Origin of the sequence: Gallibacterium faecale (genome assembly GCF_027920745.1) — a bacterium.
In the GTDB taxonomy this organism is placed as follows: domain Bacteria; phylum Pseudomonadota; class Gammaproteobacteria; order Enterobacterales; family Pasteurellaceae; genus Gallibacterium; species Gallibacterium faecale.
On sequence record NZ_JAQIBB010000081.1, the window covers coordinates 1 to 16,516 of the forward strand.

Annotated in this window: 10 protein-coding genes; 6 read left to right on the top strand and 4 right to left on the bottom strand. The window is 37.2% G+C overall.

Translation table 11 applies throughout. The annotated features are described in order from the left end of the window. Positions 1 to 57 precede the first annotated feature (57 nt). The 4 genes from lon to aceE form a co-directional block, all read right to left on the bottom strand. Positions 58 to 2,457, bottom strand: a complete 2,400-nt coding sequence (gene lon / locus PF272_RS09335) for an endopeptidase La (RefSeq protein WP_271142539.1) — start codon at positions 2,455 to 2,457, stop codon at positions 58 to 60. 171 nt (positions 2,458 to 2,628) lie between these two features. Beyond that, the gene (gene lpdA / locus PF272_RS09340) at positions 2,629 to 4,053 is read right to left on the bottom strand and encodes a dihydrolipoyl dehydrogenase (RefSeq protein ID WP_065235047.1); all 1,425 of its coding nucleotides are present in this window, start codon (positions 4,051 to 4,053) and stop codon (positions 2,629 to 2,631) included. Between the two features lie 100 nt (positions 4,054 to 4,153). Further along, the gene (aceF, locus tag PF272_RS09345; protein WP_271142540.1) at positions 4,154 to 6,046 is read right to left on the bottom strand and encodes a pyruvate dehydrogenase complex dihydrolipoyllysine-residue acetyltransferase; all 1,893 of its coding nucleotides are present in this window, start codon (positions 6,044 to 6,046) and stop codon (positions 4,154 to 4,156) included. A gap of 30 nt (positions 6,047 to 6,076) precedes the next feature. Beyond that, positions 6,077 to 8,740: a pyruvate dehydrogenase (acetyl-transferring), homodimeric type gene (gene aceE / locus PF272_RS09350; protein ID WP_271142541.1), complete on the bottom strand. Its 2,664-nt coding sequence runs from the start codon at positions 8,738 to 8,740 to the stop codon at positions 6,077 to 6,079. A 378-nt stretch (positions 8,741 to 9,118) separates the two neighbouring features. On the opposite strand from aceE, the gene PF272_RS09355 reads away from it, so the two are divergent. From PF272_RS09355 to metF, 6 genes are all read left to right on the top strand, one after another. Further along, positions 9,119 to 10,246 carry a sugar diacid recognition domain-containing protein gene (locus PF272_RS09355; protein ID WP_271142542.1) on the top strand — a complete coding sequence of 376 codons (1,128 nt, stop codon included), beginning with the start codon at positions 9,119 to 9,121 and terminating at the stop codon, positions 10,244 to 10,246. A 92-nt stretch (positions 10,247 to 10,338) separates the two neighbouring features. After that, positions 10,339 to 11,715, top strand: coding sequence for a GntP family permease (locus tag PF272_RS09360; protein ID WP_271142543.1), 1,377 nt, complete (start codon positions 10,339 to 10,341; stop codon positions 11,713 to 11,715). A gap of 12 nt (positions 11,716 to 11,727) precedes the next feature. Continuing rightward, positions 11,728 to 12,870: a glycerate kinase gene (locus PF272_RS09365; protein WP_271142544.1), complete on the top strand. Its 1,143-nt coding sequence runs from the start codon at positions 11,728 to 11,730 to the stop codon at positions 12,868 to 12,870. Positions 12,871 to 13,005: 135 nt separating this feature from the next. Further along, positions 13,006 to 14,343: a 30S ribosomal protein S12 methylthiotransferase RimO gene (gene rimO, locus PF272_RS09370; protein WP_065234752.1), complete on the top strand. Its 1,338-nt coding sequence runs from the start codon at positions 13,006 to 13,008 to the stop codon at positions 14,341 to 14,343. Between the two features lie 147 nt (positions 14,344 to 14,490). Continuing rightward, positions 14,491 to 15,474 (top strand): bifunctional peptide-methionine (S)-S-oxide reductase MsrA/peptide-methionine (R)-S-oxide reductase MsrB, encoded by a 984-nt coding sequence (gene msrAB / locus PF272_RS09375; RefSeq protein ID WP_271142545.1) that lies wholly within the window; start codon positions 14,491 to 14,493, stop codon positions 15,472 to 15,474. Between the two features lie 111 nt (positions 15,475 to 15,585). After that, entirely contained in the window at positions 15,586 to 16,479 is an 894-nt protein-coding gene (metF, locus tag PF272_RS09380; protein ID WP_271142546.1) for a methylenetetrahydrofolate reductase, read from the top strand. Positions 16,480 to 16,516 lie beyond the last annotated feature (37 nt).

The window sequence follows — 16,516 nt, forward strand, 5'->3', positions numbered from 1 at the left end:
AGGAAACTCTCATGTTTTATTCTAACAATCCTCTCATTAAACACAAGACTGGTTTACTTAATTTGTAGAAGTGAGATTTTTAGTGGTACGCTTTTTTGGTTTAGCCAAATCTTTTACCACTTCAATCCCTACTGGCGGTTTCTCTAATGCTAAAGCTAACACTTCATCAATAGTTTCCACAGGGCAAATCTCTAATGCTGCTTTTGCATTTTCTGGAATTTCCTCAAGATCTTTCACATTATCTTTTGGAATTAACACACGTTTAATTCCGCCACGGTGTGCTGCAAGTAATTTCTCTTTTAACCCACCAATTGGCAACACTTTACCACGCAGAGTAATTTCTCCTGTCATTGCTACATCAGCTCTAACAGGATTTCCTGTCAAACAAGATACTAATGCAGTACACATTGCAATCCCAGCACTTGGACCGTCTTTTGGTGTTGCACCTTCAGGAACGTGAATATGAATGTCACGCTTTTCATAAAAATCAGGATTAATTCCAAGCTGTTCTGCTCTTGCGCGCACCACAGTCATTGCCGCTTGAATTGACTCTTTCATCACATCGCCAAGTGATCCAGTATAGTTTAGCTTACCTTTACCCGATACTGACGCGGATTCAATCGTTAATAAATCACCGCCTACTTCGGTCCAAGCAAGCCCTGTAACTTCACCAATACGGTTTTGGCTATCTGCTTTACCATATTCAAAGCGTCTTACACCTAAGTAGTCGTGAAGATTATTACTATCCACCACAACTTGTTTTAATGATTTATCTAATAATAAATTCTTCACTGCTTTACGACAGATTTTTGAAATTTCTCGTTCTAAGCTACGTACTCCTGCTTCACGAGTGTAATAACGGATAATATCTAAAATTGCTTCTTCTTTAAGAATCAATTCATTCTCTTTTAATCCATTACGTTCAATCTGTTTCTTTAATAAATGGCGTACAGCAATATTCAATTTTTCATCTTCGGTATAACCAGAAAGACGAATAACTTCCATACGGTCAAGTAATGGCCCTGGAATATTCATTGAGTTTGAGGTAGCCACAAACATCACATCAGAAAGATCGTAATCAACCTCAAGATAATGATCACTAAACGTATTATTTTGTTCTGGATCTAATACTTCTAATAATGCAGACGCTGGATCACCTCGCATATCCGCACCTAATTTATCAATCTCATCCAATAAGAACAGTGGATTTCTTACCCCTACTTTTGCCATATTTTGGATTAATTTACCTGGCAAAGCACCAATATAGGTACGGCGGTGCCCACGAATTTCGGCTTCATCACGCACACCACCTAATGCCATACGCACATATTTACGACCAGTTGCCTGTGCAATAGATTGTCCTAGTGAGGTTTTACCTACTCCAGGAGGTCCAACAAGGCAAAGGATTGGGCCGCGCATTTGGTTTGTACGAGTTTGTACCGCTAAATATTCTAAGATACGTTCTTTAACCCGTTCTAAGCCATAGTGATCATTATTTAAAACCTCTTCGGCTTTCTTTAAGTCTTTTTTCACCTTAGTACGTTTATGCCAAGGCACTTGTACCATCCAATCAATATAGCTACGAACCACAGTTGCTTCAGCAGACATTGGCGACATCATTTTTAACTTTTGTAACTCTGCTTCTGCTTTTTCTTCAACTGCTTTTGGCATACGAGCATCAGCAATTTTTTTCTTTAATTGTTGAATTTCATTTTCAGTGCCCTCTGCTTCACCAAGCTCTTTTTGAATAGCTTTAATTTGCTCGTTGAGGTAATAATCACGCTGATTCTTTTCCATCTGTTTTTTCACACGATCGCGGATTTTCTTATCAATACTGCTAATTTCCATTTCAGTTTGAATCAGTCCGATCAATGCTTCAAAACGTTTTAAAATATCAGCTTCTTCTAATAAATTTTGTTTTTTCTCAATACTTAACGGCATATTGCTCGCTAAGGTATCAGCCAATTTTTCTGGCTCATCAAGTTCTTTTAATGCTGCCAATACTTCTGGCTTAATTTTATTTTGTTGTTGAGTAGAAAATTTATCTAACTCGGTTAAAACTGTATTTTGAATAACGCTTAATTCTGTTTGATTATTAATAATTTCAGGAATTTCTTCTATCTCTGCAGAAAAATACTCTTCATCATAGAATTGAACAACTCTGGCTCTGCTTCTACCCTCAACTAATACTTTCACTGTACCATCGGGTAACTTAAGTAATTGAATAATGGTTGCAACAGTACCAACTTGATAAATATCTTCTGCATTTGGTTCTTCGAGATTAGCTTCTTTTTGGGTAACTAATAAAACATCTTTACCACTTTCCATTGCCTCATCAAGGCTACGAATTGATTTAGCACGTCCTACATAAAGTGGCATCACAATATATGGAAATACAACGACATCTCGCAATGGTAAGACAGGAATTTGTTTTGTATCTGATAATTCTTTATTCATATTGTTGTTCTCTTGTCTATTGCACGGAATTCGGGGTATATGGGGGAGCTTTTTTTAATCTCAAGGGTATTCACCAATTTTCGAGATAAATAAGTAAAAAATCTGCACTCCAACTAACGCTAAAGTGCAGATTCTTAGATTGTAGTACGAAAAAATTAATTTGCTAGGAAATTATTTTTTCTTTTTCGCTTTTGCATTTGGTAAGTCTGTTACTGTACCTTCAAACACTTCAGCAGCAAGACCTACTGATTCATGTAAGGTTGGGTGAGCATGGATAGTTAATGCTAAATCTTCTGCATCACAACCCATTTCGATTGCTAAACCGATTTCACCTAATAATTCACCACCATTAGTACCAACAATCGCACCACCAATTACACGATGAGTATTCTTATCAAAGATAAGTTTAGTCATACCATCTGAACAGTCAGAAGCAATCGCACGACCTGAAGCAGCCCATGGGAAAGTTGCTACTTCATAAGCAATGCCTTCAGCTTTACATTCTTTTTCCGTTTTACCAACCCATGCAACTTCTGGTTCTGTATAGGCGATAGATGGGATCACTTTCGGATCGAAATAGTGTTTTTGTCCTGCAATTACTTCAGCAGCAACGTGACCTTCGTGAACACCTTTGTGAGCTAACATTGGTTGACCAACAATATCACCAATTGCAAAGATATGAGGTACATTAGTACGCATTTGTTTATCAGTACGAATGAAACCACGTTCATCTACTTCAACACCCGCAATATGTGCATCAATTAACTTACCATTTGGAGTACGGCCGATTGCCACTAATACAGCATCATAACGGCGAGTTTCATTTGCACCCTTACCTTCCATAGAAACATAAATACCATCTTCTTTTGCTTCTACTGCAGTTACTTTTGTTTCTAGTAAGAGATTAAATTTCTTCTCGATACGTTTAGTAAAGATTTTAACTACATCTTTATCTGCCGCAGGGATAACTTGATCAAACATTTCAACCACATCAATTTGTGATCCAAGTGCATGATATACAGTTCCCATTTCAAGACCGATAATACCACCACCCATGATTAATAATTTTTCAGGCACTTCTTTTAATTTTAGTGCATCTGTTGAATCCCAAACACGTGGGTCATCATGTGGAATGAATGGTAATTGAATTGGACGTGAACCTGCAGCGATAATAGCGTTATCAAAGGTAATTTTGGTTTCACCATCTTCACCCGCTACAATAATACTATTAGCGCTTGCAAATTTACCGTAACCATTTACGACTTGTACTTTACGCATTTTAGCCATACCAGCAAGACCACCAGTTAATTGGCTAATTACTTTTTCTTTCCAACCACGAATTTTTTCAATGTCAGTTTTTGGTTCACCAAAAACAATACCGTGTTGTGCTAAAGATTTTGCCTCTTCGATAACTTTTGCAACGTGTAATAATGCTTTAGATGGAATACAACCTACGTTTAAACATACCCCACCTAATGTTGAGAAACGTTCAATAATTACTGTTTCTAAACCTAAATCCGCACAACGGAACGCAGCAGAATATCCTGCAGGACCAGCACCTAATACGACCACTTGTGTCTTAATTTCTTTATTCATGTTAAGCCTCATTTTCCCATTCTAACAGAGCATTGTTAGATACGGTTTTCCATTAATTTGTAACAAAAGCCTGAATCCTCAGGCTTTTGCTTCCATTTTACTACATGACTAAGCGGCGTAAATCCGACAACACACCACTGATATAGGTAATAAAGCGAGCCCCATCAGCCCCATCGATCACACGGTGATCATAAGACAATGATAATGGCAACATCAAACGTGGAGTAAATTCTTTACCATTCCACACTGGTGTCATTTCAGACTTAGATACCCCAAGAATTGCAACTTCTGGTGCATTTACGATTGGTGTAAAGTGAGTACCACCGATACCACCTAAGCTTGAAATAGTGAAACAACCACCTTGCATATCTGACGCAGTTAATTTACCAGCACGTGCTTTCTTCGATATTTCAGCAAGTTCACGAGAAAGTTCGATAACACCTTTCTTATTCACATCTCTGAATACAGGTACCACCAAACCATTCGGTGTATCTACTGCCACACCAATATTGATGTATTTCTTCAAGATTAAACGCTGAGCATCTTCAGTAATTGAGCTGTTAAATGTTGGATAAGCTTCTAATGCTTTTGCAACAGCTTTCATAATGAAGACAAGCGGAGTAATTTTAACATCAAGTTTTTGTTTTTCAGCAAGAACATTTTGTTCTTTTCTGAATTTTTCGAGTTCAGTGATATCTGCTTTATCCCATTGGGTAACATGTGGAATCATTACCCAGTTACGGTGTAAGTTTGCACCTGAAATCTTCTTAATACGACCTAATTCAACTTCTTCAGTTTCACCAAACTTGCTGAAGTCAACTTTCGGCCATGGTAATAAGCCAAGACCCGCACCTGCATTTCCACCTGCTGCCGCAGCTGGTGCTGTACCAGATTCAGCAATTTTAATTGCATTCTTCACATAAGCTTGAACGTCTTCTTTTAAGATACGTCCTTTACGACCAGTACCTTTAACTTTATCTAAATTAACGCCAAACTCGCGTGCTAAGCGACGAACAACTGGTGTTGCATGAGCGAAACTTGCACTCTTAGTAACATCTTCACTTGAAGCTGCTGCAACTGGTGCTGCTGGTGCAGATGCTGCTGGAGCTGCTGGTTGTGCTTGTGCTGGCGCAGCCGCTGCTGCTGGAGCTGCCCCTGCAACTTCAAAACGCATAATTAATGAACCAGTTGATACTTTATCACCTGATTTCACGAGAATTTCTTTTACCACACCGGCGAATGGTGCTGGGACTTCCATTGAAGCTTTATCACCTTCTACTGTGATAAGTGATTGTTCTTCGCTAACGCTATCACCAACACTTACCATAATTTCAGTCACATTCACTTCATCGCCACCAATATCTGGTACATGAACATCTTGTACACCACCAGATACTGCTGCAGGTTGTGCAGCTGGTACACTCTCTGCTGCTGGTGCTGACGCAGGCGCTGCGGCACCGGCAACTTCAAAACGCATAATTAATGAACCAGTTGATACTTTATCACCTGATTTCACGAGAATTTCTTTTACGACACCGGCAAATGGTGCTGGTACTTCCATTGAAGCTTTATCACCTTCTACTGTGATTAAAGATTGCTCTGCAGTCACAGTATCACCAACATTCACCATAATTTCAGTGACATTCACTTCATCGCCACCAATATCAGGTACATTAACATCAACCACAGAAGCTGCTGCTTGAGGTGCTGGTGCAGCTGCTGGTGCTTCGGCAGCTGGAGCTGAGGCAGGTGCTGCTGCACCTGCTTCTTCTAAAATAAACATCGGTGTACCAGTAGAAACTTTATCACCAACTTTAACTAAAAGTTCTTTAATTACACCTGCTTCTGGCGCTGGGACTTCCATTGAAGCTTTATCACCTTCTACATTGATCACACTTTGATCAACTTCAACAGTGTCACCAACTTTGACCATAACTTCTGTTACAGTAACTTCATCACCGCCGATATCAGGTATAAGAATTTGTTTTGACATGTTTTATATCCTTGTGATTGTTACAGTTAATTATGCGTGTAAAGAGTATGCTTTATCAGCATCAATACCATATTTGCTAATCGCTTCGACTAATACTTTCTTATCTAAAGTACCTGCTTTCACTAATTGTGATAATGCTGCTACTGCAACGTGTTTCGCATCAACTTCAAAGTGTGAACGTAAGTTTTCACGACTATCAGAACGACCGAAACCATCAGTTCCTAATACAAGGTAGCTGCTTGCTGGTACATACGCACGCACTTGATCAGCAAATAAACGCATATAATCTGTTGCTGCAACCGCTGGCGCATCGTTCATTACTTTAGTGATATAAGGAACTTTCGCCTCTGCTTCTGGGTGTAATGTGTTGTAACGTTCGATTTCGTTACCTTCTCTCGCAAGTTCAGTGAAAGAAGTTACGCTATACACATCTGAAGATACGCCAAAGTCATTCGCTAATAATTGTGCAGCTTCACGAACATGACGAAGAATTGCACCTGAACCAAGTAATTGAACTTTGCCTTTACCTTGACCAGTAACAGTTTCAAATTTATAGATACCTTTACGGATACCTTCTTCTGCACCTTTCGGCATTGCTGGTTGATCATAAGTTTCATTCAAGGTAGTGATGTAGTAGTAAACATCTTCTTGATCCGGACCATACATACGACGTACACCGTCTTGAATGATCACTGGTACTTCAAATGCAAATGCAGGATCGTAAGATACACAGCTTGGAATCGTTAATGCTTGGATATGGCTATGACCATCTTCGTGTTGTAAACCTTCACCATTTAAGGTTGTACGACCAGAAGTACCACCAATCATGAAACCTCTTGCACGTTGGTCACCTGCTAACCACATTAAGTCACCTACACGTTGGAAACCAAACATTGAGTAATAAACAAAGAATGGAATCATTGGTAAATCATTGGTGCTATATGAAGTTGCTGCTGCAATCCAAGAAGCTGTTGCACCTTGTTCGTTGATCCCTTCTTGTAATACTTGACCATCAATAGCTTCACGGTAATAAGCCACTTGTTCACGGTCTTGTGGCATATAGTTTTGACCATGTGGGTTATAGATACCGATTTGACGGAATAAACCTTCCATACCAAAAGTACGCGCTTCATCAGCGATAATTGGCACAATATGTTTTCCAATTGATTTATCTTTTAACAACACATTTAATGTACGTACAAACGCCATTGTGGTTGAAATTGGACGTGATTGTGCTTCAAATAATTGAGAAAACTCTTCAATTGCTGGCACATCAAATTGTTGTGTAAAGCGCGGTAAACGGCTTGGAACATAACCATGTAATGCTTGGCGACGTTCATGGATATATTTATATTCTTCTGAACCTTCTGCAAATTGGATATATGGTAATTTTTCAAGATCTGCATCAGAAACAGGAATATTGAAACGGTCACGTACGTGTTTAACGCCTGACATATCCATTTTCTTAACTTGGTGAGCAATATTCTTACCTTCTGCTGCATCACCCATTCCATAGCCTTTGATAGTTTTAACAAGTAAAACAACTGGTTTACCTTTAACTTGTTTTGCTTTGTTAAGTGCAGCAAAAATTTTGATTGGATCGTGACCACCACGGTTTAATGCCCAGATTTCATCATCTGTCATATCTTTCACTAAATCCGCAGTTTCTGGATAACGACCAAAGAAGTGTTCACGTACATACGCACCATCTTTTGACTTCATTGTTTGGTAGTCACCATCAACCACTTCCATCATTAATTGTAGTAATTTACCTGAAGTGTCTTTTTGTAGTAAACGATCCCAACGACGTCCCCAAATAACTTTAATAACTTCCCAACCAGCACCGTTAAAGTTGCTTTCTAATTCTTGGATAATTTTACCGTTACCTGTTACTGGGCCATCAAGACGTTGTAAGTTACAGTTAATAATGAAAACTAAGTTATCTAATTTTTCACGCGCAGCAAACGCTAACGCACCACGTGATTCAACTTCATCCATCTCACCATCACCTAAGAAGGCATATACAGTTTGATCTGAAGTATCTTTTAAGCCACGGTTATTTAAATATTTTAAGAAACGTGCTTGATAAATTGCGTTCAATGGTCCTAAGCCCATTGATACTGTTGGGAATTGCCAGAATTCTGGTAATAATCTTGGGTGTGGATAAGAAGATAAACCTTTACCGTGAACTTCTTGACGGAAATTATCCATTTGTTCTTCGGTTAAACGACCTTCAACAAATGCACGTGCATAGATTCCTGGTGCGATATGACCTTGGAAGAAAACGAGGTCGCCACCATTTTTTTCGTTACGTGCTTTGAAGAAGTGGTTGAAACAAACTTCATATAAAGTCGCTGAAGATTGGAAAGACGCCATGTGTCCGCCTAATTCAAGATCTTTCTTAGACGCACGTAATACAGACATAATTGCATTCCAACGAACTGCACCACGAATACGACGTTCAAGGTCTAAATTACCTGGGTAATTAGGCTCTTCACTAACAGGAATGGTATTGATATAGTCTGTTGTCATTCCAGTAGGAAGTGAAACATTATTTGCTCTCGCACGTTGCACAAGTTGTTCAATAATATATTGAGCTCGTTCAACACCCTCTTCACGAATCACTGAATCGATTGCCAACAACCAATCGTTGGTTTCAATCGGATCCACGTCATTTTTTACCATATCCGACATGGGTTCTTCCTTTTTTATGTATTATAAGTTGACAAAATGCTGTAATACTTTCAACAGCAAGGAAAGTATTAAGCGACTGATAAAACATTATCTGTTAAATTAGGCCTGTGAAATCAAAGTGCAGACTTCACAATTTATTAACTAATTTTAGAAATTTTATTAGATTTTTTGAAATAAAGATAGATAAAATTTGTTTCAAAATACCAAAATTTCCTAAAATTGTCTATTTTACAACCACCCTTTTTTAGCTATACCTATATCTAGTAACACTAACTAGCACAAATATATCCTGCACAAAATAGCATAAAGTTTTTTCTCCTTTCTTCAATTTCATTACAATATGCTAAGTAGATCACAAACTTTTCTGGTTAGCTTTGTATGGATATCAATAAAGACATTGCACAAAAAATTGTTAATAGAGCTATGAAAATTATTCCTTACTCTATCAACGTAATGAATAAAGATGGCATCATCATTGCTTCAGGTGATACTTCAAGATTAAACCAGCGTCATACTGGAGCAATACTCTCTATTCGAGAAAATAGAATTGTAGAAATTACCAGTGAACTCGCAAAACAGTGGAACTATGAAGCAAGAGAAGGTATCAATTTACCTATTACTTACCAGGGAAAAGTCTTAGGCGTTGTAGGCATTTCAGGAATGCCTTCGGAAGTTAAACCTTTTGCTGAATTGGTTAAAATGACGGCTGAGCTAATTATTGAACAAGCAATTCTATTAGAACAAGAACGTTGGGAACATCGCTATAAAGAAGAATTTGTATTAAATCTATTAAATGACAACCGATCTTTCTCTGAGCTTAAACAACAAGCCTTTTTTTTTAATATCAATCTAGACTTACCTTATATCGTAGCTGTTATAAAAATTTGCCAATCTAATTCAGCAAAATTACAAGAATTGGTCACTTACCTAAATCAATCCGATTCTAGTCATCATATTGCTATCTTATCCCTCAATACAGTGGCAATTCTACTACTCGAACATGAGATTAATCAGAAAAAATTAAATCAATTATTACCACCAAATACCTCTCTTCGTGATTATAAAATTGCAGTTGGTGCAAAACTAGAAAATAAATTTAGTTTACATCTCTCATATAAAACAGCTTTAAGTACCTTAAAATATGGACAGCACTTTTTTCCAAAACGTTCAATCTACTTTTTTGAACAACATCAATTACCAGTTTTATTAGATAATTTAGCAGATTCATGGCAAGCAGAAGAGCTTCTTAAACCAATGCAAGGATTATATGAACAAGACCAGAATGCTCAGTTACGTAAAACACTACAGCAATATTTTTTATCAAATTGTGATCTAACTCGCACAAGTAAAAACTTATTTATTCATATAAACACCCTACGCTATCGTTTAAAGAAAATTGAGCTGTTAACACATTTACAATTCAATAACATAAATGATCTTTTTATTTTATACTTAGGTACTATCTTAGATAAATCGTTGTCTAAATCTACAATAAAAACTGAGTAATTGAGTATTTTATTGGTACATATACACAAAGATCTTTTCATAATAAGGAGTAATATCACTCTAGTTTCTCAAAAACTATAAGGAGTTTTTCTATGAGTGGTATAGCATTAATTATCTGTTTTATCATAGCTATCATTATTATGATTTTGCTAATAGCTAAATTCAAAGTCCATCCTTTCTTAGCTTTAATGGCCGTATCATTTGTATTAGCACTAATTGCTGGAATTAATCTAAGTAAAATTCCAACAATTATTGGTGAGGGTTTTAGTGGTACATTTAAGAGTATTGGTATCGTAATTATATTTGGTGCCATCATAGGTACTATCCTAGAAAAAACAGGTGCCGCGCTAAAATTAGCTGATATTGTAGTCAGAATTGTTGGTCAGAAAAAGCCTGAACTTGCTATGTTAATTATGGGATGGATTGTAGGTATTCCAGTATTTTGCGATAGTGGATTTGTCGTACTGAATCCTATTCGGGAAGCTATTTATAAAAAAATTTCTGCTAATCCTGTTGGTATGGCAGTTGCACTCAGTGCAGGTCTATATGCATCTCATGTATTTATTCCACCAACACCAGGTCCTATTGCCGCCGCTGGTGCAGTTGGTTTAGGGAATAATTTACTACTCGTAATCGGTATGGGTATTATTGTTTCTATCCCTGTCTTAATCGCTAGTTACTTCTTTGCTAAATACATCAGTAAAAATATTCAAATCGAAAATGACACTAGTGATGAAACACTAATAAAAAATTATGATCAATTAATTCAACAATATGGTCCTTTACCTAATGCATTTTTAAGTTTAGCACCTATCTTTATGCCTATTTTACTCATGGCATTAGGCTCTATTGTAAAAATCATAGGTCTTACAGGTAATTTTGCAATATTCATCGGATTTCTAGGTAATCCAATTATTGCCCTCGCGGTTGGTGTTATCTTTTCTATAATTTTACTAATTAGTACAGGAAAAATTAGTGATTTTGATAATCTCACTAACGAAACATTAAAAATTGTGGGACCAATCCTTTTTATTACTGCTGCTGGTGGTGTTTTAGGAAAAGTGATTACTGAAGCAGGTTTTGTTGAATACATTCGTCAAAATGCTCATGTAATTAGTGCCGCAGGAATTTTCTTCCCATTTATTATCTCTGCTATTCTAAAAACAGCCCAAGGGAGTTCTACTGTCGCTATTATCACTACTGCTTCTATTATGGGGATGTTTAATGCTGGAGATTCTTTAATGAGTGCTTTAGGATTAACTTCTGAAATTGCAGCAGCACTCACAGTTATGGCAATTTCTGCTGGTGCAATGTGTGTTTCTCATGCAAATGACAGTTATTTCTGGGTAGTAACTAACTTTACTAAACTTACTCCTCAGCAAGGTTACCGCACACAAACCACATTAACTTTTATAATGGGGATTGTTGGTATTTTAACTGTATATATACTCTCCTTAATTTTGCTGTAATAAGGATTTTAAATGAAGATTATTATCGCACCAGATTCTTTTAAAGAAAGTCTAACAGCTTTACAAGTTGCACAAGCAATTGAAATCGGCTTTAAGAAAATTTTTCCTAATGCTGAATATTATAAAATTCCAATGGCTGATGGCGGAGAAGGTACTGTGCAATCATTAATTGACGTATGGCAAGGTAAATTAATGCAGACAACAGTTACTAATCCTCTAGGAAACGCCACTATTGCAGAATGGGGACTATCAGCAGATAAAAAAACTGCAATTATTGAAATGGCAGCAGCCTCAGGTTTACACCTTGTTCCAGAACCAAAACGTAATCCATTACTAACGACCAGTTATGGTACAGGAGAATTAATAAAAGCTGCACTAGATCAAGGTGTTACAAAAATTATTCTGGGCATTGGTGGCAGTGCTACCAATGATGCAGGTGTTGGAATGTTGCAAGCGTTGGGAGCTAAGTTCACTGATGCACAAGGTGAAAACTTACCTTTTGGTGGTGCTGCCCTACAACAACTACAATCTATTGAATTAGAAACATTAGATTCTCGTTTAGCTAATGTAAAATTTGAAGTTGCTTGTGATGTAGATAACCCTTTGTGTGGTGAAATTGGAGCTTCTGCGACTTTTGGTCCACAAAAAGGAGCTACCCCCGAAATGATTAAGCAACTCGATCAAGCATTAGCCCACTTTTCAGACATTGTAGAAAAAATATTTCAACGAAATATTAGTAACATTACAGGTGCAGGAGCAGCTGGAGGTATGGGGGCTGGTTTACAACTCTTGCCTAACTGTATTCTACGTTCTGGGATAGATATTATTATTTCAGCAACACAACTAGATAAATATATCTCTCAATCAGATATTGTTATTACTGGGGAAGGACGTATTGATGGGCAAACAATTCATGGCAAAACCCCTATCGGTGTAGCTAAAGTAGCAAAAAAATTTAATAAGCCTGTTATTGCCATCGCTGGTTGTTTACGATCAGATTATGAGGTTGTATATGATGCTGGAATTGAGGCTGTCTTTCCAATTATTCGTAATGTAACAACGTTAGATGAAACTCTAGCACAAGGGCATAATAATTTAGTTTCTACAGCACAAAATATTGCTAGACTAGTTAAATTATCAATAATGCCCCATTAATCTAGAAAATAATAGCAGTCTAATTGTAATTAGGCTGCTATCCTCCCCTAACAAACATTAGCTTTCCGATTACAAATTTTGTACAATCTACGCCTTTTTTGAGTGATTAATCTGTTTATTTACGTATAAAAACCTATGAATACTACAACTCCAAACATTGGCTTTTTAAGCCTTGGTTGTCCAAAAAATTTAGTGGATTCTGAACGTATTTTGACTGAATTACGTGCAGAAGGTTATAACATTGTTCCTACTTATGAAAACGCAGACCTTGTTATTGTCAATACCTGTGGTTTTATTGACAGCGCAGTACAAGAATCATTAGAAGCGATTGGCGAAGCGTTAGAAGAAAACGGTAAAGTGATCGTAACTGGCTGCTTAGGAGCAAAAGAGAATCAAATTCGTGAAGTTCATCCAAAAGTATTAGAAATTACTGGACCACATAGCTATGAAGCTGTGATGAATCACGTTCATAAATATGCACCTAAACCAGAATATAATCCTTATATTAATGTCGTTCCAAAACAAGGGATTAAGCTAACACCTAAACATTATGCGTATGTCAAAATTTCTGAAGGCTGTGATCATCGTTGTACTTTCTGCATTATTCCATCAATGCGTGGTGATTTAGATAGTCGTCCAATTAATACAATTTTAGATGAAGCTAAACGTTTAGTTGATGCAGGTGTTAAAGAATTATTGATCGTCTCTCAAGATACTTCCGCTTATGCTTTAGATAAAAATCAAAAAGAACAAAAGTCAAAAACGGTGTTTTGGAACGGTATGCCAATCAAAAATGATTTGCTTACCCTCTGTGAACAGTTAGGTACATTAGGTGTTTGGGTACGTTTACACTACGTTTATCCTTACCCACACGTAGATAAACTTATTCCATTAATGGCACAAGGAAAAATCTTGCCTTATTTAGATATTCCGCTACAACACGCTAGTCCAAAAATCTTAAAAGCTATGAAACGTCCTGGTGCTATCGATCGTACTTTAGAAAGAATTAAACAATGGCGTGAAATCTGCCCAGAATTAACTCTACGTTCAACCTTTATCGTGGGTTTCCCTGGTGAAACTGAAGAAGATTTCCAAATGCTACTTGATTTTATTCAAGAAGCTCAACTTGACCGCGTCGGCTGTTTTAAATTTAGTCCAGTAGAAGGTGCACCTGCAACAGAAATGGCAGATCAAGTCCCAGAAGAGGTTAAAGAAGAACGCTTCCATCGTTTTATGCAGCTACAACAACAAATTTCTGCTGCACGTTTGCAACAAAAAATCGGTAAAACTCTACCTGTGATGATTGATGAAATTGACGAAGAAGGAATTATCGGTCGTTCAATGGCAGACGCACCAGAAATTGATGGGGTTGTTTATATTGATAATCTCAGCGAACAAAATGTTAAAATCGGCGATATTGTGATGGCTACTATTCACAATGCTGATGAATATGATTTGTGGGCAACCATTTAATCTTTAAACTATATCGGGAGATTTGAGGATAACTTCACCAATAGCCACAAATCTCCTTTCTTTCACATTCACAAACTGACTAATCTGTGCTAAAACCTCTCCGTTCCTGATGAAAATAAAACGATTTTTGATAAGAGAGAGGCAGTTATGACAGAAATATCTTTCCCTTCAACTTCACAATCTATCCAACCTGCGGAAATTTACCTTGCCGGTGGGTGTTTTTGGGGATTAGAAGCCTATTTCGCAGCAATTGATGGCGTATTAGATGCAGAATCTGGTTATGCTAATGGCGACAGTGAAAATCCAAGTTATCAGCAAGTTTGTCAAGGCAGCGGACACGCTGAAACAGTTAAAGTCACTTATGACGCCAAACAGCTTTCACTAAAAACTATCCTGGAATATTATTTTCGTGTAATAGATCCAACAAGCCTCAATAAACAAGGTCATGATCAAGGTATTCAATATCGTACTGGTATCTACTATACCCATCCTGAACAAAAGCCGATTATTGATGCAGCCATGGCCCAAGAGCAAACTAAATGGCAGCAACCGTTAGTCGTTGAAGTTCAGCCATTACAAAGTTATTACCCTGCCGAAGAATACCACCAAGATTATTTAGCAAAAAATCCTAATGGATATTGTCATATTGACTTACGTAAAGCCGAAGAAGTCATTATTGACGCTGATAAATACACTAAGCCAACTGATGCTGAGATTCAGCAGAAATTAACGGCTGAAGCGTTTAATGTTACTCAACAAAATGGTACAGAACGCCCTTTCTCTAATCGCTACTGGAATTTTTTCGAGCCTGGGCTATATGTCGATATTATTAGCGGCGAACAATTATTTGCTTCCAATGATAAATTTCCTTCTGAGTGTGGCTGGCCAAGTTTTACCAAACCAATTGCTGCAGATGTTGTAGTTTATCATCGCGATACTAGCCATGGCATGATACGCACAGAAGTCCGCTCTCGAGTTGCTGATGCCCATTTAGGTCACGTATTTGAAGATGGTCCTCAGGATAAAGGAGGATTACGTTATTGCATTAATAGTGCTGCTCTACGTTTTATTCCATTACAGCAATTAGTTGCAGAAGGCTATGCTTATCTTTATAAGCGGATTAATAAATAGTTAATTATGAATTAAATTCATTTTAAAACTGAAAATTATTAAATTGACGCAACTCTAAAATATCCCTATTTTAATGTCTAGACGGCTAAACATCTAAATAAGGAGAATAATATGAGTTACGCCAAGGAAATTGATGTTTTAAATAGAAGCATTGCAGATTTAAATGGAGAAATTAATGTTTCTTTTGAGTTTTTCCCACCCAAAAATGAAAAAATGGAAAATCTGCTTTGGGACTCAATCCAACGCTTAAAAGTATTACAGCCTAAATTTGTTTCTGTAACTTATGGTGCAAACTCTGGTGAGCGTGAGCGTACTCATGGTGTGGTTAAAGCCATCAAACAACAAACTGGTATTGAAGCTGCACCACATCTTACTGGGATTGATGCCTCACCAGAACAATTAAAGCAAATTGCTAAAGAGTATTGGGAGAGTGGTATTCGACGTATTGTTGCTTTACGTGGCGATGAACCGCCTGGTTACAGTAAAAAGCCATTTTACGCTCGCGACTTAGTCACTTTATTGAAAGGGGTTGCTGATTTTGATATCTCTGTTGCAGCCTATCCAGAAGTTCATCCTGAAGCAAAATCTGCACAAGCCGATTTAATTTTTCTTAAACAAAAAGTAGAAGCAGGTGCGAATCGAGCAATTACTCAATTTTTCTTTGATATTGACAGTTATCTACGTTTCCGTGATCGCTGCGTTACCGTAGGCATTGATGTTGAAATTGTACCGGGTATTTTACCTGTATCTAATTTTGTTCAATTACAAAAAATGGCAAAAGTGACTAATGTTCGCATTCCAAGTTGGATGTATAAACTTTATGATGGTTTAGAACAAGACCAAACAACCCGTAATTTGATCGGTGCAAGCATTGCGATTGATATGGTAAAAATCCTTTCTAAAGAAGGGGTAAAAGATTTCCATTTCTATACCTTAAATCGTTCTGAACTCACTTATGCCATCTGCCATACCTTAGGATTACGTCCGCATCTTGCGGCTGCATAGAAAGGATTTTTTTAGGAATACCTAGATAAACAAAAGG